General features: G+C 60.2%; 21 protein-coding genes. 10 read left to right on the forward strand and 11 right to left on the reverse strand.

All coding sequences use genetic code 11. The annotated features are described in order from the left end of the window. Positions 1-23 precede the first annotated feature (23 nt). Positions 24-1,034: a class II fructose-bisphosphatase gene (gene glpX, locus ACUTQY_RS22985; RefSeq protein WP_033645210.1), complete on the forward strand. Its 1,011-nt coding sequence runs from the start codon at positions 24-26 to the stop codon at positions 1,032-1,034. Between the two features lie 194 nt (positions 1,035-1,228). On the opposite strand, the gene emrD is transcribed toward glpX, so the two are convergent. Further along, complete coding sequence (gene emrD / locus ACUTQY_RS22990) at positions 1,229-2,413, reverse strand: multidrug efflux MFS transporter EmrD (protein WP_033645209.1); 1,185 nt, start codon at positions 2,411-2,413, stop codon at positions 1,229-1,231. A gap of 298 nt (positions 2,414-2,711) precedes the next feature. On the opposite strand from emrD, the gene ACUTQY_RS22995 reads away from it, so the two are divergent. Continuing rightward, a complete protein-coding gene (locus ACUTQY_RS22995; RefSeq protein WP_033631328.1) occupies positions 2,712-3,323 on the forward strand; it encodes a helix-turn-helix transcriptional regulator in 612 nt (203 codons plus the stop codon). A 3-nt stretch (positions 3,324-3,326) separates the two neighbouring features. Then, positions 3,327-4,073 carry a ferredoxin--NADP(+) reductase gene (fpr, locus tag ACUTQY_RS23000; protein WP_033645208.1) on the forward strand — a complete coding sequence of 249 codons (747 nt, stop codon included), beginning with the start codon at positions 3,327-3,329 and terminating at the stop codon, positions 4,071-4,073. A gap of 11 nt (positions 4,074-4,084) precedes the next feature. On the opposite strand, the gene ACUTQY_RS23005 is transcribed toward fpr, so the two are convergent. After that, complete coding sequence (locus ACUTQY_RS23005; protein ID WP_016929710.1) at positions 4,085-4,504, reverse strand: DUF805 domain-containing protein; 420 nt, start codon at positions 4,502-4,504, stop codon at positions 4,085-4,087. Positions 4,505-4,703: 199 nt separating this feature from the next. On the opposite strand from ACUTQY_RS23005, the gene ACUTQY_RS23010 reads away from it, so the two are divergent. Then, positions 4,704-5,288: a DUF1454 family protein gene (locus ACUTQY_RS23010; protein ID WP_033645207.1), complete on the forward strand. Its 585-nt coding sequence runs from the start codon at positions 4,704-4,706 to the stop codon at positions 5,286-5,288. A 127-nt stretch (positions 5,289-5,415) separates the two neighbouring features. Further along, a complete protein-coding gene (tpiA, locus tag ACUTQY_RS23015) occupies positions 5,416-6,183 on the forward strand; it encodes a triose-phosphate isomerase (RefSeq protein WP_004931113.1) in 768 nt (255 codons plus the stop codon). A gap of 65 nt (positions 6,184-6,248) precedes the next feature. Here the strand turns inward: tpiA and ACUTQY_RS23020 are convergent, their stop codons facing one another. The 4 genes from ACUTQY_RS23020 to cpxP all read right to left on the reverse strand — a co-directional run bounded on the left by ACUTQY_RS23020 (position 6,249) and on the right by cpxP (position 10,129). Then, on the reverse strand, positions 6,249-7,238 hold the full coding sequence (locus ACUTQY_RS23020; RefSeq protein WP_445583329.1) for a sulfate ABC transporter substrate-binding protein: 990 nt from the start codon (positions 7,236-7,238) through the stop codon (positions 6,249-6,251). Positions 7,239-7,421: 183 nt separating this feature from the next. Further along, entirely contained in the window at positions 7,422-8,384 is a 963-nt protein-coding gene (pfkA, locus tag ACUTQY_RS23025; RefSeq protein ID WP_004931116.1) for a 6-phosphofructokinase, read from the reverse strand. A gap of 231 nt (positions 8,385-8,615) precedes the next feature. After that, on the reverse strand, positions 8,616-9,518 hold the full coding sequence (gene fieF / locus ACUTQY_RS23030; protein ID WP_033631333.1) for a CDF family cation-efflux transporter FieF: 903 nt from the start codon (positions 9,516-9,518) through the stop codon (positions 8,616-8,618). Positions 9,519-9,649: 131 nt separating this feature from the next. Next, a complete protein-coding gene (gene cpxP / locus ACUTQY_RS23035; RefSeq protein WP_004931122.1) occupies positions 9,650-10,129 on the reverse strand; it encodes a cell-envelope stress modulator CpxP in 480 nt (159 codons plus the stop codon). Positions 10,130-10,277: 148 nt separating this feature from the next. Between cpxP and cpxR the strand changes: the two genes are divergently transcribed. The 5 genes from cpxR (at position 10,278) to ACUTQY_RS23060 (ending at position 14,495) form a co-directional block, all read left to right on the forward strand. Further along, entirely contained in the window at positions 10,278-10,976 is a 699-nt protein-coding gene (cpxR, locus tag ACUTQY_RS23040) for an envelope stress response regulator transcription factor CpxR (protein ID WP_004931124.1), read from the forward strand. Beyond that, positions 10,973-12,367, forward strand: a complete 1,395-nt coding sequence (cpxA, locus tag ACUTQY_RS23045; protein ID WP_015379421.1) for an envelope stress sensor histidine kinase CpxA — start codon at positions 10,973-10,975, stop codon at positions 12,365-12,367. The genes cpxR and cpxA overlap by 4 nt, the downstream gene beginning before the upstream one ends. A gap of 43 nt (positions 12,368-12,410) precedes the next feature. After that, a complete protein-coding gene (gene trmL / locus ACUTQY_RS23050; protein ID WP_046687965.1) occupies positions 12,411-12,884 on the forward strand; it encodes a tRNA (uridine(34)/cytosine(34)/5-carboxymethylaminomethyluridine(34)-2'-O)-methyltransferase TrmL in 474 nt (157 codons plus the stop codon). A 61-nt stretch (positions 12,885-12,945) separates the two neighbouring features. Next, positions 12,946-13,719: a CHAD domain-containing protein gene (locus ACUTQY_RS23055; RefSeq protein WP_089195303.1), complete on the forward strand. Its 774-nt coding sequence runs from the start codon at positions 12,946-12,948 to the stop codon at positions 13,717-13,719. A gap of 104 nt (positions 13,720-13,823) precedes the next feature. After that, positions 13,824-14,495 carry a DUF3313 domain-containing protein gene (locus ACUTQY_RS23060; protein WP_033645203.1) on the forward strand — a complete coding sequence of 224 codons (672 nt, stop codon included), beginning with the start codon at positions 13,824-13,826 and terminating at the stop codon, positions 14,493-14,495. A gap of 61 nt (positions 14,496-14,556) precedes the next feature. On the opposite strand, the gene cysE is transcribed toward ACUTQY_RS23060, so the two are convergent. The 5 genes from cysE to ACUTQY_RS23085 form a co-directional block, all read right to left on the reverse strand. Then, positions 14,557-15,378 carry a serine O-acetyltransferase gene (gene cysE, locus ACUTQY_RS23065; RefSeq protein WP_025304676.1) on the reverse strand — a complete coding sequence of 274 codons (822 nt, stop codon included), beginning with the start codon at positions 15,376-15,378 and terminating at the stop codon, positions 14,557-14,559. A gap of 106 nt (positions 15,379-15,484) precedes the next feature. Beyond that, positions 15,485-16,504, reverse strand: a complete 1,020-nt coding sequence (gene gpsA, locus ACUTQY_RS23070; protein ID WP_033645202.1) for an NAD(P)H-dependent glycerol-3-phosphate dehydrogenase — start codon at positions 16,502-16,504, stop codon at positions 15,485-15,487. Continuing rightward, the gene (gene secB, locus ACUTQY_RS23075; protein WP_004931139.1) at positions 16,504-16,974 is read right to left on the reverse strand and encodes a protein-export chaperone SecB; all 471 of its coding nucleotides are present in this window, start codon (positions 16,972-16,974) and stop codon (positions 16,504-16,506) included. The genes gpsA and secB overlap by 1 nt, the downstream gene beginning before the upstream one ends. Positions 16,975-17,031: 57 nt before the next feature. Beyond that, positions 17,032-17,280 carry a glutaredoxin 3 gene (gene grxC / locus ACUTQY_RS23080; RefSeq protein ID WP_004931142.1) on the reverse strand — a complete coding sequence of 83 codons (249 nt, stop codon included), beginning with the start codon at positions 17,278-17,280 and terminating at the stop codon, positions 17,032-17,034. A 28-nt stretch (positions 17,281-17,308) separates the two neighbouring features. Next, positions 17,309-17,743 (reverse strand): rhodanese-like domain-containing protein, encoded by a 435-nt coding sequence (locus ACUTQY_RS23085; protein ID WP_033645201.1) that lies wholly within the window; start codon positions 17,741-17,743, stop codon positions 17,309-17,311. Positions 17,744-18,036: the final 293 nt, after the last annotated feature.

Genomic DNA, 18,036 nt, shown 5'->3' on the forward strand with positions numbered 1-18,036 from the left:
CCTTTCTCACAGACAGGTTTGCCATGAAACGTGAATTAGCCATCGAATTTTCCCGCGTTACCGAAGCCGCCGCGCTGGCGGGCTACAAATGGCTGGGACGCGGCGACAAGAACGCCGCCGACGGCGCGGCGGTTCACGCCATGCGCATCATGCTCAACAAGGTGGATATCGATGGCCGCATCGTGATTGGCGAAGGCGAGATCGACGAAGCGCCGATGCTGTATATCGGCGAGCAGGTCGGCAGCGGCCAGGGCGACGCGGTCGACATCGCGGTCGATCCGATCGAAGGCACCCGCATGACCGCCATGGGCCAGTCCAACGCGCTGGCGGTCTTGGCGGTGGGCGATCGCGGCACCTTCCTGCACGCGCCGGACATGTACATGGAGAAGCTGGTGGTCGGCCCGGCGGCGCGCGGCGCCATCGATCTCAATCTGCCGCTGGCGGAGAACCTGCGGAACGTCGCCGCGCGGCTGGACAAACCCTTGTCACAGCTGACGGTCATCGTGTTGGCCAAACCGCGCCACGACGGCGTCATCGCGCAGATGCAGCAGTTGGGCGTGCGGGTGTTCGCCATTCCTGACGGCGACGTGGCGGCCTCCATTCTCACCTGCATGCCGGAAAGCGAGGTCGATGTGATGTACGGCATCGGCGGCGCGCCGGAAGGGGTGATCTCCGCCGCGGTGATCCGCGCGCTGGACGGCGACATGCAGGCGCGTTTGCTGCCACGCCATGAAGTGAAAGGCGACAGCCCCGAGAACCGCCGCCTCGGCGAGCAGGAGCTGGCGCGCTGCCGTGAGATGGGCATCGAGGCCGGTCAGGTCTTGCGCCTGGACCAGATGGCGCGCAACGACAACGTCATCTTCTCCGCCACCGGCATCACCAAGGGCGATTTGCTGGAGGGCATCAGCCGCAAGGGCAACATGGCCACGACCGAAACGTTACTGATCCGCGGCAAGTCGCGCACCCTTCGCCGTATCCGTTCGACCCACTATCTGGATCGCAAAGACCCGGCGCTGCACGAGTTTCTGCTGTAACGAAACAGGGCGCCGAAGGGCGCCCTGATGATTGATGACAAACCTCATGCCCTTGCCGGGTTGACAGAGAGCAGCAAATAGAAAACAAGGAAAATCAATTCATTGATTTTCGGCTGATCCCCGCAAAGGGGGGGGAAACCACGCTTTTTCTCCCCTTTGTCAACGGAATGAGGGCGCCGAATGGCGCCCTGTCGTTATGCGGTGTGTCCCTGATGCTGCATCCGGTTGGACAGCGGCCACCAGCACAGCAGGATCAGCACCGCCATCGCGAACATCAGCAAACCGAGGCTGAACTGCCCGGTTTGCGGCAGCATGGCGGAAAGCCAGGTCGCCAGACCGGAGCCCATGTTCTGCATGCCGCCCACCAACGCGCCCGCCGCGCCGGCCAGATAGGGAAACGGCTCCATCGCCCCGGTGGTCGCCAGCGGGAACAGCATGCCGGCGCCGAAGAAGAACAATGCAGCCGGCACGATCAGCGTCCAGATGTTCATCACGCCAAACCAGCCCGGGATCCACATCATCGCTCCCGCCAGCAGGCAGCTAATCACCGAATGCCACATCAGGGTGTGGAAGGTCTTGCCGTCGCGCCCGGCGTACCAGGCGCCGAAAAACGCCGCCGGGATCGGCAGAATGAACAGGATGCTGACGGTCAGGCCGCTCAGCCCCAACACACCGCCCATCAACACGCCGCAGCTGGCTTCAAATACCGCAATCCCCGCCAGCGCGCCGATCAGCATCACCAGATAGCAACTGAAGGTGCTGTCGCTCAACAGCTGGCGGAAACTGGCCAGCATGCGGCGTTTTTCTGTCTGGACCGGACGGGTCTCCGGCAGCCAGCGGAACATCGCGAAGGCGACGCAGGCGCACAGCGCCAGCAGGAAGGCGTAACAGGCTCGCCAGCCGAACACCATCGCCAGCGCGCCGCCGATCACCGGCGCCAACAGCGGGCTGACCAAAATCCCCATATTCAGCAGGCTGTTGGCATAGCGCAGCGCGGTGCCGGCATACAGATCGCGCGGCATGGTGCGCGCCATCACGCCCGCCACGCCGGTGCCCATGCCCTGGATGGCGCTGGCGGCGACCAGCATCGTCAGGTTGGTGGACAGCAGCGCGCCCAGCGCCCCCACCAGGAAGATCATCATGCCGGTCAGGATCACCGGACGACGCCCGATACGATCCGATATCGGCCCGTAAATCAGCTGGGAGAAACCGTAGGTCAGCAGATACGCCGCCATCACCCGCTGCACGGCGCCGGTGCGCACCGACAGATCGTGAGCGATGTCAGCAATGACGGGAACATAAATGGTTTGCGCCATCTGACCGACGGCGACCAACAGGATAAGCATCACCAGCAGGTGAAAGTTCTCTAGTTTTCTCATTATCTTCGTTAACGTTTCAACTCGTCACAGCGTCCCGGTATGGCCGTTGCAGCAGCCAGAACGGCGAGCAGCCCTCTATGGCGGCATAAGCTAATCAAATCTGATTTTTTTAGCGAGTTTCAGACAAATATTGATCCAGGTCACACTGGCAGCAAACCCGACCAGGCTCGTAAATTAAACTGTACGTCTAACGCTTTGGGGGTAAAAATTAGCGCGTTTGCAGTAGCTGCGCTTTAGCATTTAATCGATAATTATTTTCATCAACTTGAAATAAAATAACACCATAGGGATTTGGTTCATGAAAACACCTGAGCTGATTTTATTGCAGTTAAAGGCTCTCGGCCCGCACTCCGCCAAAATGCTGGCGGAGCGTCTGGACATCACGCCGATGGGCATCCGACAACATCTGCAATCCCTGGAAAAACGTGAGCTGGTTTGTTACGAAGAAGCGCGCAGCAAGGTCGGCCGCCCGACGCGCTACTGGTCGCTGACCGAGCGGGGGCACGCCTACACGGCCGACGATCAGGAGCGACTGCGGGAATCCGCGCTGCAGCTGTTTGGCGGCGCCGGCGTGGAACCGTTGCTCATCGCGCGCGAAGAGCAGCTTTATCTGCGCTATGCCGAAGAGCTGTCCGCCGAGCGCAGCCATCAGGATCGGCTAACCCGCCTGGTTCGCCTGCGGCAACACGACGGTTACATGGCCGAATTGCTCGATCATCCGCACGGTGCGCTGCTGGTGGAAAACCACTGTCCGATCGGCGTGGCCGGTTCCAACTGCAGCAGCCTGTGCAATTCCGAGCTGCAGCTGTTTCACCGCCTGTTCGGCAACGACTACCGGGTAGAGCGCACCGCGCACGCCATTTCCGGCTCACGACATTGTGCTTATTTGATTCGACCACGGGAGCTTTAGAGTATGGCTGAATGGGTAAACGGCAAGGTTACGCAGGTAAAACAATGGACCGACGGGCTGTTCAGCCTGGTGGTCAATGCCCCCATCGATCCTTTCACCGCCGGGCAATTCGCCAAGCTGGCGCTGGAGATCGACGGTGAACGGGTGCAGCGCGCCTACTCCTACGTCAATGCCCCCGATGACGCCAACCTGGAGTTCTATCTGGTCACGGTGCCGGAAGGTAAACTGAGCCCGCGTCTCAATCAGCTGCAGCCGGGATCGGACCTGATGGTGACCAAAGAAGCCGCCGGCTTCTTCGTGCTGGACGAGGTGCCCGACTGCGACACGCTGTGGATGCTGGCGACCGGCACCGCCATCGGCCCCTATTTATCGATTCTGCAGCAAGGCGCCGGCCTTGAGCGCTTTAACAACCTGGTGCTGGTGCACGCCGCGCGTTTTGCGCGCGACCTGAGCTACCTGCCGCTGATGCAGCAACTGCAGCAACGCTACAACGGCAAGCTGCGCATCCAGACCGTCGTCAGCCGTGAAGAGACGCCCGGCTCACTGACCGGCCGCGTGCCGGCGCTGATCGAGGACGGCCGACTGGAAGCGGCGATCGGCTTGACCATCGACGCCGAAACCAGCCACGTGATGCTGTGCGGCAACCCGCAAATGGTGCGAGATACGCAGCAAACGCTGAAAGACCAACGCCAGATGCGCAAGCACCTGCGCCGCAAGCCGGGCCATATCACCAGCGAACACTACTGGTAACCCGGCGGGGATCAGCGGAACTTCACCGGTTCGGCTTCCGGGCCGAACCGATTGTCTCCCGGCGTGCCGACGAAGGCACCCAAATCGATCATCATCATCACGATAATCAGCGTCGGAATGAAACGCCCGACGCCCCATTGCCAGATCGGCGCCAGCATCTGCCAGTTCCCCGCCGCCAGCATCCACGCCAGGATCAGCAGCAGCGCCCACCAGCCGGCCTTGTTGCGATCGTGCAGGCGCTTGACCAGCACCGCCGCCGTCGGCCACAGCAGCGCCACGATAAAGAAAGCGATGGATTGGATGGCGATCAGCTGATAGTTGGCCAGCGTAAACGCCGCCGCCATCAGCACCAGCCACAGCCCCATCCAGATCCAGAAGTCGCGCCGCCCGATGCGGCCCTTAAAAGAAAAACACCACTGTTGTAACGTCATCGATTCCTGCGCTCTAAGCCTGCCCATATTCTGCGCCGCAGTGTAACATAGGCGCTGCCGGGCCGAGTTTTCCGCCTCGCATAACGCGGCGCGCCGCACAGCTTTCTCGTCAGCGAACCGATAATGGCGTGGGATCTTTGACAAGGCCTGCGGGTTATCGCTTTAATCGGAGCCATCTTTGTCCTTGATGCCATACGCCATGCTGAGAAAAACCCTCGCCATCGCCTGCCTGCTGCAGGCCGCCGCCAGCGCCTGGGCCGAACCGCCCGCCGCCGAAGCGAAACCGACCGCGCCTTACCTGCTGGCCGGCGCGCCGACGTTCGACCTGACGGTGATTAAATTCCGCGAAAAGTACAACCGCGATAACCCGAAGCTGCCGATTGGCGAATTCCGCGCCATTCCCGCCGCCGAAGACGATTCGCCGCTGCTGACGCGCGCCGCCAGTAAACTCAACGAAAACCTGTACGCCTCCACCGCACTGGAGAAAGGTACCGGTAAAATCAAAACGTTGCAGATCACACATCTGCCGCTGCAGCAGGCCAATGAAGAAAAAGCCGCGCGCGCCATCGCCATCAACTACATGGCGGCGCTGATGCGTCAGTTCGAACCGGCGCTGACGGTGGAACAGAGTCAGAACAAGGTGAACAGCCTGCTGGAAAAAGGCAAAGGCTCGCGTTTTTACCAACAGCAAGTCGGCGCCATTCGCTATGTCGTCTCGGACAACGGCGATAAAGGGGTCACCTTCGCGGTTGAACCGATTAAGCTGGCGCTTTCCGAGCCGTAACGGCGCGGCATTTAATGACGAAAAGCAAAGCCTTCGCGCTTAATGATCTCTATACTGTTGGGCAGGTAAACTGCCGGTCCGGCAGTTGTCATTTCGACTCTCGCGTTCCCTAGTTGGAGGAAAAAACATGCGTCATCCATTAGTTATGGGTAACTGGAAGCTTAACGGCAGCACCCACATGGTCAACGAACTGATCGCCGGTCTGCGCAATGAGCTGAGCAGCGTTGACGGCTGTGGCGTCGCCATCGCCCCGCCGGTGATGTATCTGGATCAGGCCAAGCACGCGCTGGCCGGCAGCCGCATCGCGCTGGGCGCGCAGAACGTGGACGTTAACCTGTCCGGCGCCTTCACCGGTGAAGTTTCCGCCAACATGCTGAAAGACGTCGGCGCTCAGTACATCATCATCGGCCACTCCGAGCGTCGCACCTACCACAAAGAAAGCGACGAAGTGATCGCCGAGAAATTCGCCGTGCTGAAAGAAGCCGGTCTGATCCCGGTGCTGTGCATCGGTGAAACCGAAGCGGAAAACGCAGCGGGCAAAACCGAAGAAGTGTGTGCGCGCCAGATCGACGCCGTACTGAAAACGCTGGGCGCACCGGCGATGAAAGGCACCGTGATCGCCTATGAGCCGGTCTGGGCCATCGGTACCGGCAAATCCGCCACCCCTGCGCAAGCGCAGGCCGTGCACAAATTTATCCGCGATCACATCGCCAAACACGATGCCGCGGTCGCCGCTGAAATCATCATCCAGTACGGCGGTTCGGTGAACGACAAGAACGCCGCAGAGCTGTTCTCCCAGCCGGACATCGACGGCGCGCTGGTGGGCGGCGCCTCGCTGAAAGCCGACGCTTTCGCCGTGATCGTCAAAGCCGCTGCCGCAGCGAAAAAAGCCTGATTGTCTTAGGCTTGCCATAAAAAAACCCCGGCAAGCCGGGGTTTTTTATTGCCGCTCAAACGGGATCAGCGTTTGCTTATCTCGTCGAAGACGCCGCCGGTGGCGAAGTGCACCTTCTGCGCTTCGGTCCAACCGCCGAAGGTGTCACCCACGGTGAACAGCTTCAGCTGCGGGAACTGACCGGCGAACTTGGCCGCCACCGCCGCATCGCGCGGGCGATAATAGTGCTGCGCCGCGATAGTCTGCCCTTCCGGCGAATACAGATACTTCAGGTAGGCGGTCGCCACGTCGCGGGTGCCGCGTTTATCGACCACCTTATCCACCACCGACACCGTCGGTTCGGCCAGAATCGATTCGCTCGGGGTGATGATCTCGAACTTGTCTTTGCCCAGCTCTTTCTCCGCCAGCAGCGCTTCGTTTTCCCAGGCGATCAGCACGTCGCCGATGCCGCGCTCAACGAAGGTGTTGGTCGAGCCGCGCGCGCCGGAATCCAGCACTTCTACGTTCTTGTACAGGTCTTTGACGAACGCCTGCGCCTTGGCCTTATCGTTGTTGTTGTGATGCAACGCGTAGCCCCAGGCGGCGAGGTAGTTCCAGCGGGCGCCGCCGGAGGTTTTCGGATTCGGGGTGATCACCGACACGCCCGGCTTGATCAAGTCAGGCCAGTCATGAATTTGTTTCGGGTTGCCTTTGCGCACCAGGAAGACGATGGTCGACGTGTAAGGCGCCGAGTTGTCCGGCAGGCGTTTTATCCAGTCTTTCTCAATGCGCCCGCGTTCGGCGATGGCGTCGACGTCATAGGCCAACGCCAGCGTCACCACGTCGGCCTCGATGCCGTTGATCACCGAAGTCGCCTGTTTGCCGGAGCCGCCGTGCGACTGACGCACCGTCACCTTGTCGCCGGTTTCCGCCTGGTAGTGCTTGCTGAATGCCGTGTTGTAAGCCTGATAGAACTCACGCGTCGGATCGTATGACACGTTCAGCAACTGAATATCCTTCGCCATGGCGCCGGACGCCAACAGCACCAATGTCAGACCTACACCCCATTTACGCATCGACAGGCTCTCCCAGAAAATTAACGCAACCTCAATCGGTTGATTTAGCATCAGAGCCTGCCAGAAACTTTCCCGGCAATTAAAGAATAAAAAATTTTGGGCTAGATGATTCTGGAATATGTCACCGGCGAGCATAAAAAAGCCCCCGCAAGCGGAGGCTTTCGGCGCGCGGTGAGCGGCGAATCAGTACAGCTTTTTCGCCGTTTCCAGCCAGTCGCCCTTGAACGGACGCTTCATGTTTTCGATCGCGTCGATGATGTCGTGATGCACCATCTTTTCGTTCTGGATACCGACGCAGCGGCCGCCGTAACCCTGCAGCAGCAGTTCGATGGCGTAGGCGCCCATGCGCGAGGCCAGGATGCGGTCATAGGCGACCGGTGAACCGCCGCGTTGAATGTGGCCCAGCACGGTAGCGCGGGTTTCACGCTTGGTTTCCTGCTCGATGTGGCGCGCCAACTCATCGATGTCGCAGATGTGCTCGGTGATCGCTACGATGGCGTGCTTTTTGCCCTTGGCGATACCGGCCTTGATTTCGCACACCAGATCTTCGCGATTAAATTCGATTTCAGGCAGCACGATGAATTCGCAGCCGCCGGCAATCGCCGCCGCCAGCGTCAGATCGCCGCAGTAACGGCCCATCACTTCCACGATAGAGATGCGCTGGTGCGACGAGGAGGTATCGCGCAGGCGGTCGATCGCTTCCACCACGGTTTCCAGCGCGGTGAAGTAACCGATGGTGTAGTCGGTACCGGCGACATCGTTATCGATGGTGCCTGGCAGGCCGATGCACGGGAAGCCTTCTTCCGTCAGGCGTTTGGCGCCCATGTAGGAACCGTCGCCGCCGATCACCACCAGCGCGTCGATACCGCGATTCTTCAGGTTTTCAATCGCCTTGGCGCGCACGTTTTCATCCCTGAATTCCGGGAAGCGGGCAGAGCCGAGGAAGGTGCCGCCGCGATTGATCATGTCGGACACGCTATAGCGGTCCAGCTGCTCCATGCGATCTTCGTACAAGCCAAGGTAGCCATCGTAAATACCAAAAACTTCCAGACCTTCTGAAAGCGCAGAACGCACAACGCCGCGGATTGCAGCGTTCATACCCGGCGAATCACCGCCGCTCGTCAGTACACCGATTTTCTTGATCATGACTACCTCTGAACTGTGTAGATGCAATTTCTTAAGAATTCTGTCTCCGCCGATCGTCTTGAAACCTCTCCGGCTGCAGAAAACCAGCTTTACGGCTTATTGCTGGATATTATATCAAAAACACCCAGCTGAATTGATTCAAGTCACGCAATATAACGGTTAAAACACCGCATGGCACGCTGAGCTAACTCAGATATTCATGATAATACGTTGCGCTATGCCTCTATATGATTATAGCTCCCAATGCCCCTGCCTACCCGGCGGCACCACGGAGCACGGATCCAGGTGAATGATGACGTCCGCCCCTGCAAAACGTTGCCGCAGGGCTTGTTCCACCTGATCGGCCAACCGGTGCGCCTCGCGCAGCGGCAGCGTGTCCTCCATCTCCAGATGCAGCTGGATGAAACGCGTCGGCCCCGACTGACGCGTGCGCAGATCGTGTGCGCCTTTCACGCCGGGCCAGGAGGAAACCACGGCGATAATCGCCTGGCGCTCGTCATCCGGCAACGCCCGATCCAACAGCGACTGCACCGCTTCATAGCCCATGCGCAACGCGCTATAGAGGATGTAAACGCCGATGCCCAGCGCGAACAACGCATCCGCCCGTTGGAAGCCGTACCAGCTTAGCCCAAGAGCGATAAGAATAGCACCATTCATCATGACATCTGACTGATAATGCAGCATATCTGCGCGTACGGCCTGACTGCGCGTTTTTCTGACCACCCAGCGTTGATAGGTGACCAGAATCAGCGTGCTGACCAACGCGATCACTGTCACCACGACCCCGACGCCGGGATCGCGCAGCGTTTGCGGCGCATACAGGTGCTGGAAGCCGGTGAGGAACAAAAACAGGGCGGAGCCGGAAATAAACATGCTCTGCGCCAGCGCCGCCAGCGATTCCGCTTTACCGTGGCCGAAGGTGTGCTCGGCATCGGCCGGCTGTAGCGAATAGCGCACCACCAGAAGGTTGGTCAGCGAGGCGGCGATATCGACCAACGAATCCACCAGCGCCGCCAACAGGCTGACCGAACCGGTGTGGTACCAGGCGACGATTTTGATCAACAGCAGCGACGACGCCAGCGCGGTTGCGGCCAACGCGGCGGACTTTACCAGGCGTGCATAGCGCTGTTCCATAAGGGGCCCCGGCCAAAAGGTGTGGCGCTCAATATAGCGAAATGTCGGATAAAAAAAACCCCGCCATCATGGCGGGGAAGACAGGGATGGTGTCTATGGCAAGGAAAAACAGGGGACTACTCAGTCGTACTTCACTTCTGGGCAGAAGCTTGCTGCAAACCAGAAATTTGTTGCTCCATCTGCTGCATGCGCTGCTGATGTTTCTGGTCTAAAACACTTTTTTGCTCTGGCGTCAGCAGGTTATACATTTGGTTGCGCACCCGGGCCATTTCGACCTGGCGCTTGACCTGCTGTTGGGCCATCTTTTCCGCCTGGGCGTACACGGCGGCTTCGTCAAATTTCTCTGCGGTCACCAGTTTATGCATGGCTTCCATTTCAGCTACATTGACACCAGGCAGATCGTGCCGGGCCTGGCGCATCAAATCGCGCATTTGCTGGCGCTGCTGTTCGCTGAGGCTGACACCGTCGAACATATGGTGCTGGCCGGGTATTCGGGTCATCGCGTCGTTGCCGGGAGGTTGGGCTGTGTCCGGTATAGTGTCGGCAGCGAAGGCAGCGGTCGAACCAATTGCCAGCAGTGATGCCATAACTAATGCGGTCACCTTACGCATTTCAACTCCTCAAGCTTTCTCACTTTGCGAATCAACGAGGAGCAGTGTACCGCCACACCTGAAAACCTGCGTCAGTGCATGTAAAACTACGTAAAGTCATGGAATGGCAACAGTTGATGACGTATTTTGCGTCTGGAGGTAAATCATAATGAACAAGATTCTGTTAGTTGACGACGACCGCGAGTTGACCTCGCTGTTAAAAGAACTGCTTGAAATGGAAGGTTTTAATATCGTCGTCGCGCACGATGGCGAGCAGGCGTTGTCGCTGCTGGACAGCTCCGTCGATCTGCTGCTGCTCGACATCATGATGCCGAAGAAAAACGGCATCGATACGCTGAAAGAACTGCGCCAACATCACCAAACGCCGGTCATCATGCTGACCGCGCGCGGCAGCGAGCTGGACCGCGTGCTGGGCCTGGAGCTGGGCGCCGATGATTACCTGCCGAAACCCTTCAACGATCGCGAGCTGGTCGCGCGCATTCGCGCCATTCTGCGCCGTTCTAACTGGAGCGAACAGCAGCAACAGGTCGACAGCGGCGCCCCGACGCTGGATGTCGATGGCCTGCAGCTGAACCCCGGCCGCCAGGAGGCCAGCTTCGACGGCCAGGTGCTGGATCTGACCGGCACCGAGTTCACCCTGCTGTATCTGCTGGCGCAGCATCTCGGCCAGGTGGTGTCGCGCGAACTGCTGAGCCAGGAAGTGCTGGGCAAACGCCTGACTCCGTTCGATCGCGCTATCGACATGCACATCTCCAACCTGCGGCGTAAGCTGCCGGATCGCAAAGACGGGCATCCGTGGTTCAAAACCCTGCGCGGGCGTGGTTATTTGATGGTATCTGCAACATGATCAACAGTTTGACGGCACGCATCTTCGCCATTTTCTGGTTCACGTTAGCCCTGGTGCTAATGCTGGTGCTGATGGTGCCCAAGCTCGACTCCCGCCAAATGACCTCGCTGCTCGACAGCGAGCAGCGGCAGGGGTTGATGCTGGAACAGCACGTCGAGGCCGAGCTGCAAAACGATCCGGCCAACGATCTGATGTGGTGGCGCCGCCTGTTCCGCGCCATCGACAAATGGGCACCGCCGGGCCAACGCCTGCTGCTGGTCACCAGCGAAGGCCGGGTGATCGGCGCGCAGCGCAACGAAATGCAGATCGTCCGCAACTTCATCGGCCAATCCGATAACTCGGATCATCCGAAGAAGAAAAAATACGGCCGCGTCGAGCTGGTCGGGCCGTTCGCGGTGCGCGACGGCGAAGACAACTACCAGCTGTACCTGATCCGTCCCGCCAACAGCCCGCAATCCGATTTCATCAACCTGATGTTCGACCGGCCGCTGCTGCTGCTGATCGTCACCATGCTGATCAGCGCCCCGCTGCTGCTGTGGCTGGCCTGGAGCCTGGCGAAGCCGGCGCGCAAGCTGAAGAACGCCGCCGATGACGTGGCGCGCGGCAACCTGAAGCAGCATCCGGAGCTGGAGGCCGGTCCGCAGGAGTTCCTGGCTACCGGTGCCAGCTTCAACCAAATGGTCAGCGCGCTGGAGCGCATGATGAACGCGCAGCAGCGGCTGATCTCGGACATCTCGCACGAGCTGCGCACGCCGCTGACTCGCCTGCAGTTGGCCACCGCGCTGATGCGCCGCCGCCACGGCGAAGGCCACGAACTGGCGCGCATCGAAACCGAAGCGCAGCGGCTGGATTCGATGATCAACGATCTGCTGGCGCTGTCGCGCGGGCAGCAGAAGGGCGAGCTGGCGCGCGAGCAGTTGAAGGCCAACGAACTGTGGGCCGACGTGCTGGACAACGCCCGTTTCGAAGCGGAACAGATGGGCAAGCAGCTGGAGATCGCTGCGCCTCCCGGCCCGTGGACGCTGTTCGGCAACGCGAGCGCGCTGGACAGCGCGTTGGAAAACATCGTGCGCAACGCCCTGCGTTATTCGCACACCCGCATCGCCGTGGCGTTCAGCGCCGACAATCAGGGCGTGACCATCCAGGTTGACGACGACGGCCCCGGCGTCAGCGCCGAAGATCGCGAGCAGATTTTCCGCCCGTTCTACCGCACCGATGAGGCGCGCGACCGTGAGTCCGGCGGCACCGGCCTTGGTCTGGCGATCGTCGAGGCGGCGGTCAATCAGCATCGCGGCTGGGTGAAGGCCGAAGACAGCCCGCTCGGCGGCCTGCGGCTGGTGCTGTGGCTGCCGCTGCATCATCAACGCCTATCGTCTAAGACAGAACAGTAAGAGTTTGCTATCCTGCGCCCCTCGTTCACGAGGGGCCTGCAACATGCTGAACATCGTTTTATTTGAACCCGAGATTCCACCCAATACCGGCAATATCATCCGCCTGTGCGCCAATACCGGCTTTAATCTGCATCTGATCGAACCGCTGGGTTTTCCGTGGGACGACAAGCGTCTGCGCCGCGCCGGGCTGGATTACCATGAGTTCACCCACGTCCACCGTCATGCCGACTACGCCGCTTTTCTCGCCGCCGAGGATCCGCAACGGCTGTTTGCTCTCACGACCAAAGGCACGCCGGCGCACAGCGCCGTCAGCTATCAGGCCGGCGACTACCTGCTGTTCGGCCCGGAAACGCGCGGGTTGCCCGCCGACATCCTCGATGCGCTGCCCGCGCAGCAAAAAATCCGCATCCCGATGCAGGCGCAAAGCCGTAGCATGAACCTGTCGAATGCCGTCGCGGTGGTGGTTTATGAAGCCTGGCGGCAGCTGGACTATGCCGGCGCGCTGATCAAGGCGTAATCCGCAACGACGCGCCATACTGAAGGAGGCATCGTTGCGATGCTCTCTCCAGGAACGGCACATGGCTTTCGTCGAGGATATTGTCACCCCGCTTCGCCGGCTCGAGTCGGCGCTGAACGAGGCGCTACAGCGGCTGCAACAGGCGCCGGACAGCGAAGCGCTGCACGATTTGCGCGTCAGTCTGCGCCGTATCCGCAGTCTGCTGCGCCCGTTGCACGGTTGCCCCGGCGCAACGCGGCTCGATCGGGCCGCCGCCCAGTTGGGCAGGCTCACGACGCCGCTGCGCGATCTCGAGGTGCTGATCGCCGAACTGGCGCACCATCATCTGGATTGGCAGGCCAACGTGCGCCAGAGCGATTTTCAGGCCCGCTGCCGCCAACTGCTCGCCAACCCGCAGCTCATCAGCTTCCCTTCGCTATTGCACGCCTGGCCGCACCGCTTTCGCCGCACCGCGCAACGCGCCGCCAAACACCGTGTGAACCGACACCTGCAGCGCCAGCAACGGCAATTGCGCCGGGCGTTGGCTGATACCGGCTACGATCGCCACCGTCTTCGGCTGCTGGTTAAACGCCTGCGTTACGCGGCCGAAGCCTACCCGCAACGCCTTCCCCTTTCTCCCACCGCGATGACGAGCCTGAAAGCGGCGCAAAATGCCCTCGGTGATTGGCACGACCGGGAGGTTTGGTGCCTGCAAGCCGAACATCAGGCGGATCTCTGGCCATTGTTGCCACAGTGGCAAGCTGAGCTACGCCTGACGCGGGCCAGAGCGGATGCCTCACTCGCCGCCTTATCACCGGCGCTGGCGACAAAAACCGGCGGCGCATCACGATCCTGAAAAAAGGCCGCGACAGGGCACGCCCGGCCCCGAAAATGCCCGCTACGCCGCAGATAATGCGCTATGTTTTGTAAGGGTAATCACCACTCATCATAGGAAACCACATGAAAAAACAACGCTTGAGCGTTGCCATGGCCGTTCTGGCAGCGGGCCTGTTGCTGGCGGGCTGTTCGTCCAAAGTCACCCAAACGTCGCAATATTCGGGCTTCTTGTCCGATTACAGCAAACTGCAGGAAACCACCTCGCCAAGCGGTCATAAAACGCTGCGCTGGGTAGATCCGAGTTACAAGGAATCCAACTATCGCGGCATCTATTTCCAACCGGTGGTCTATTTCCCGGCGGAGAAACCCACGGCGCGCGTCAGCCAGGACACGTTGAACAAGATTAAGGCCTACGCGACCCAGCGGATCAAAACCGCGCTGCAGAACCGCTTTACCATTCTGCCAAGCCCGGCGGGCTCGCGCGTGCTGGTGGCCAAACTCGCCATCACCGCCGTTTCGGCCGAAAACGAAGACATGAAGTTCTATGAGGTGGTGCCGGTTGCTGCGGTGGTTGCCAGCACCATGGCGGCTACCGGGCACCGGACGCAAAATACCGCGCTGTATATCGAAGGCGAGTTGATCGACCAGGATACCGGTAAAACGGTGATGGAAGTGGTGCGCAAGGCCTACGGTAAAACCGTCAACAACGACAGCACGCCGGTCACGGCGGATGACGTCAAGGCGGCGATCGACGATATCGTTACCGATATCACCCAGTTCCCGAAACAGGGCTGACCGCCGCTTGAAAAACACAGGGGGAGCCGAAGCTCCCCCTGAATGGCTGCGCAGACGGCACTCAAATGCCGTCGCCGTACTCGAATCCGTGGTTGGTGCCGTTGAAGTATTGATCCATATCCATCGACGGCGTATCGCTCTCCGGGCGCCCGACGATACGCGCCGGTACGCCGGCGGCGGTGGTGTGCGGCGGCACCGCCTGCAAGACCACCGAGCCCGCGCCGATCTTGGCGCCCTTGCCCACTTCGATATTGCCGAGAATTTTGGCGCCGGCGCCAATCATCACCCCTTCGCGAATTTTCGGGTGACGGTCACCGCTGGTTTTCCCGGTACCGCCCAGGGTGACCGACTGCAGAATAGAGACGTTGTTTTCCACCACCGCCGTTTCACCAATCACGATGCCGGTGGCGTGGTCGAGCATGATGCCGCAGCCGATGGTCGCCGCCGGGTGGATGTCTACGCCGAAGGCGACGGAAATTTGATTTTGCAGGTAGATCGCCAGCGCTTGCCGCCCTTGCTGCCACAGCCAGTGGCCGATGCGGTAAGCCTGCAGCGCGTGGAACCCTTTCAGGTAAAGCAGCGGCGTGGAGTATTTATCGACCGCCGGGTCACGCAGCCGCACCGCGAGAATATCGCGCGCCGCCGAAACGATCATCTGATTGTCGGACTTGTAGGCCTCTTCCACCACCTCGCGCACCGCGATGGCGGGCATGATCGGCGTCGCCAGCTTGTTGGCCAACATATAGCTGAGCGCGCTGCCCAGGTTCTCATGCTTGAGCAACGTCGCATGGAAAAAGCTGGCCAGCATCGGTTCACAATCAGCCAGTGCTCGCGCTTCTGATTTAATGCTGTTCCAGACCTGTTCCAACTCTTCTGACGACATCACATACCCCTTTGCCTTGCCAAACGGGCCGCTTCACACGGTGGCGCGGAGCGGCCCAGGTCATTTGCGGGGTCAGCATTCCGCTGCCCCGACATATCGTTTTATGTCACGCGCTGGGTTTTTCGTCCTTTCGGGCTCGCCCCAGCAGGCTCAGCGCCGCTTCGCGGGCGTCCTTGTGGCAGTAAAGCACCTGATAGATCTGTTCGGTGATCGGCATTTCCACGCCGTGCCGCTGCGCCAACGCCAACACCTCTTTGGTATTGCGATAGCCCTCGACCACCTGACCGATGCTGTCCTGCGCTTCCTGCACGCCTTTGCCCTGCCCCAGCATAATGCCGAAGCGGCGGTTGCGCGACTGGTTGTCCGTGCAGGTTAGCACCAGATCCCCCAGCCCCGCCATGCCCATGAACGTCGAAGGATCGGCGCCCAGCGCAGAACCCAGACGGCTCATTTCCGCCAGCCCACGCGTAATCAACGCGGTGCGGGCGTTGGCGCCGAAACCGATGCCGTCGGACATGCCGGCGCCGATGGCGATCACGTTCTTCACCGCGCCGCCAAGCTGAACGCCGATGAAGTCGGGATTGCTGTAGACGCGGAAGCTCTTGCCGCAGTGCAGCAGCTGTTGCAGATCGTCGGCGAACTGCGCATCGGTCGCCGCCAGCGCAATCGCCGTCGGCAGGCCGGCGGCCAGCTCTTTGGCGAACGTCGGCCCGGAGAGCACCGCCAGCGGGATCGCCTCGCCCAATGCCTCACGCGCCACGTCCTGCAGCAACCGGCCGGTTTCGGCCTCCAGCCCCTTGGTGGCCCACACGATGCGGGCGTCAGGGCGCAGATGCGGCTTCAGCTGGCGCAACACGTCGCCGAACACATGGCTCGGCACCACCACCAGCACGTCGCGGCTGGCGGCCAGCGCACGCGCCAAATCGGCTTCAAGCAGCAGGGTATCGGGGAAAGGAACGTCGGGCAGAAACGCCTGATTGCAGCGATCGCGCTGCAACGTTTGAATTTGCGCGGGGTTATGCCCCCACAACACCACGGTGTGGCCGTTACGCGCCAGCGTGATGGCCAATGCGGTGCCGTACGAGCCGGCACCGATGACAGTCATTGAAGCATTGACGGTGTTCATCAGGCATCCTGATGTGGTGCGGCACCTTCGCCTTCCGCCTGCTGCTGCAGATAGTTCATGAACAGCGCGTCAAAGTTGACCGGTGCCAGGTTCAGCTGCGGGAATGTGCCGCGGGAAACCAGGCTGGTGATGCACTCGCGCGCATACGGGAACAGGATGTTCGGGCAGTATGCGCCCAGGCAATGCGCCAGCTGCGTGCCTTCGATGCCTGCTACCGAGAAGATGCCCGCCTGTTGCACTTCGCACAGGAACGCCGTCTCTTCGCCCAGGGTCGCCGTCACGGTTACGCGCAGTACCACTTCATACACTTCGTCAGCCAGTTGGCTGGACGCGGTATCCAGATCAAGTTTAACTTCCGGCTGCCATTCCTGCTGGAAAACCTGCGGCGCGTTCGGCGCTTCGAAGGAGATGTCCTTGGTATAAATACGTTGGATCTGGAAAGCCATTTCAGTGCTGTTTTGTTCTGACATGTGAGTAATACCCTTGGTTAAACGTCCTTATTGACACTCGGTGAACCGGCAAGCTGCTTAAAGCAGCGGATCCAGGCCGCCGCGAGCATCGAGTTCATATAAATCATCACAGCCGCCGATATGCCGGCCGTCGATGAAAATCTGCGGCACGGTGGTGCGCCCGCTGCGCTCGATCATCACTTCGCGCTTGGCGTTATCGCCATCGATGGCGATCTCGTTAAACGCCGCGCCCTTGCTGTTCAACAGCGCCTTGGCGCGATGGCAGAACGGGCAAGTCGCTTTGGTGTAGATATCAATGTTAGCCATGGATTGCCACCTCAAATAGGTTTAACGGTTACTTGCCGCGCACCAGCGGCAGGTTTTCTCCGCTCCAGCCGGCGATGCCGTCTTTCAGCATCGTCACCTTTTCAAAACCGGCCTTGCTCAGGTTCTCCGCCGGTTCGCGGGAGGCGGTGCCGTTGGCGCACACGACGATGATCGGCTGCGCTTTGTGTTTTTCCAGCTCGCCCAGGCTGCCGCTTTTGATTTCGCTGGCGGTCAGGTTGATGGCGCTGGCCAGGTGACCACGGCGAAAATCGTCGCGGCTGCGGGTGTCGACCACCACGGCATCTTCTTTGTTGATCAGGCGGATAGCTTCACCGCGAGCGATCTCTTTGACCTTGGAGAAACGGCTTTTGAAGGTCATGACGATCACGGCGACCAGCAGAGCGATCCAAGCCAGGCTCAGAATAGGGTGTCTGCTTACGAATGGCATAATTTCTTGCAGCATGGGGTGTAACAACTCCCGTCAGTTAAGGGATAAATAAGTCAAGGTTCCAGAGTATACCTGCCGAGTGCGGCAAATACAGCCAATAAGCAAGCGCGATTGTAGAAACTGCGGGCTGCGCTGAGAAATTCCCGAGGTCAGAGCATAAAAGCCCGCGCGATTCGCCGCAACCTTGATCTCTTTGGGCTATTTATCGCCGGCGGCGGTGTAAAATCAGCCGGTTTTTCGAGGGCGAACAGCCATGCTTCCGGCGGGCGCATGGCTATTCGCAGCTTAAAAAGTTCATAAGAGGTCAA

This window comes from Serratia sp. TSA_130.1 (assembly GCF_052691795.1).

What these genes read in the sequence shown, in the direction of transcription:
- glpX (WP_033645210.1), top strand. Translation starts at nt 24, where the DNA reads ATGAAACGTGAATTAGCCATCGAATTTTCCCGCGTTACCGAAGCCGCC.
- emrD (WP_033645209.1), bottom strand. Translation starts at nt 2,413, where the DNA reads ATGAGAAAACTAGAGAACTTTCACCTGCTGGTGATGCTTATCCTGTTG.
- ACUTQY_RS22995 (WP_033631328.1), top strand. Translation starts at nt 2,712, where the DNA reads ATGAAAACACCTGAGCTGATTTTATTGCAGTTAAAGGCTCTCGGCCCG.
- fpr (WP_033645208.1), top strand. Translation starts at nt 3,327, where the DNA reads ATGGCTGAATGGGTAAACGGCAAGGTTACGCAGGTAAAACAATGGACC.
- ACUTQY_RS23005 (WP_016929710.1), bottom strand. Translation starts at nt 4,504, where the DNA reads ATGACGTTACAACAGTGGTGTTTTTCTTTTAAGGGCCGCATCGGGCGG.
- ACUTQY_RS23010 (WP_033645207.1), top strand. Translation starts at nt 4,704, where the DNA reads ATGCTGAGAAAAACCCTCGCCATCGCCTGCCTGCTGCAGGCCGCCGCC.
- tpiA (WP_004931113.1), top strand. Translation starts at nt 5,416, where the DNA reads ATGCGTCATCCATTAGTTATGGGTAACTGGAAGCTTAACGGCAGCACC.
- ACUTQY_RS23020 (WP_445583329.1), bottom strand. Translation starts at nt 7,238, where the DNA reads ATGCGTAAATGGGGTGTAGGTCTGACATTGGTGCTGTTGGCGTCCGGC.
- pfkA (WP_004931116.1), bottom strand. Translation starts at nt 8,384, where the DNA reads ATGATCAAGAAAATCGGTGTACTGACGAGCGGCGGTGATTCGCCGGGT.
- fieF (WP_033631333.1), bottom strand. Translation starts at nt 9,518, where the DNA reads ATGGAACAGCGCTATGCACGCCTGGTAAAGTCCGCCGCGTTGGCCGCA.
- cpxP (WP_004931122.1), bottom strand. Translation starts at nt 10,129, where the DNA reads ATGCGTAAGGTGACCGCATTAGTTATGGCATCACTGCTGGCAATTGGT.
- cpxR (WP_004931124.1), top strand. Translation starts at nt 10,278, where the DNA reads ATGAACAAGATTCTGTTAGTTGACGACGACCGCGAGTTGACCTCGCTG.
- cpxA (WP_015379421.1), top strand. Translation starts at nt 10,973, where the DNA reads ATGATCAACAGTTTGACGGCACGCATCTTCGCCATTTTCTGGTTCACG.
- trmL (WP_046687965.1), top strand. Translation starts at nt 12,411, where the DNA reads ATGCTGAACATCGTTTTATTTGAACCCGAGATTCCACCCAATACCGGC.
- ACUTQY_RS23055 (WP_089195303.1), top strand. Translation starts at nt 12,946, where the DNA reads ATGGCTTTCGTCGAGGATATTGTCACCCCGCTTCGCCGGCTCGAGTCG.
- ACUTQY_RS23060 (WP_033645203.1), top strand. Translation starts at nt 13,824, where the DNA reads ATGAAAAAACAACGCTTGAGCGTTGCCATGGCCGTTCTGGCAGCGGGC.
- cysE (WP_025304676.1), bottom strand. Translation starts at nt 15,378, where the DNA reads ATGTCGTCAGAAGAGTTGGAACAGGTCTGGAACAGCATTAAATCAGAA.
- gpsA (WP_033645202.1), bottom strand. Translation starts at nt 16,504, where the DNA reads ATGAACACCGTCAATGCTTCAATGACTGTCATCGGTGCCGGCTCGTAC.
- secB (WP_004931139.1), bottom strand. Translation starts at nt 16,974, where the DNA reads ATGTCAGAACAAAACAGCACTGAAATGGCTTTCCAGATCCAACGTATT.
- grxC (WP_004931142.1), bottom strand. Translation starts at nt 17,280, where the DNA reads ATGGCTAACATTGATATCTACACCAAAGCGACTTGCCCGTTCTGCCAT.
- ACUTQY_RS23085 (WP_033645201.1), bottom strand. Translation starts at nt 17,743, where the DNA reads ATGCTGCAAGAAATTATGCCATTCGTAAGCAGACACCCTATTCTGAGC.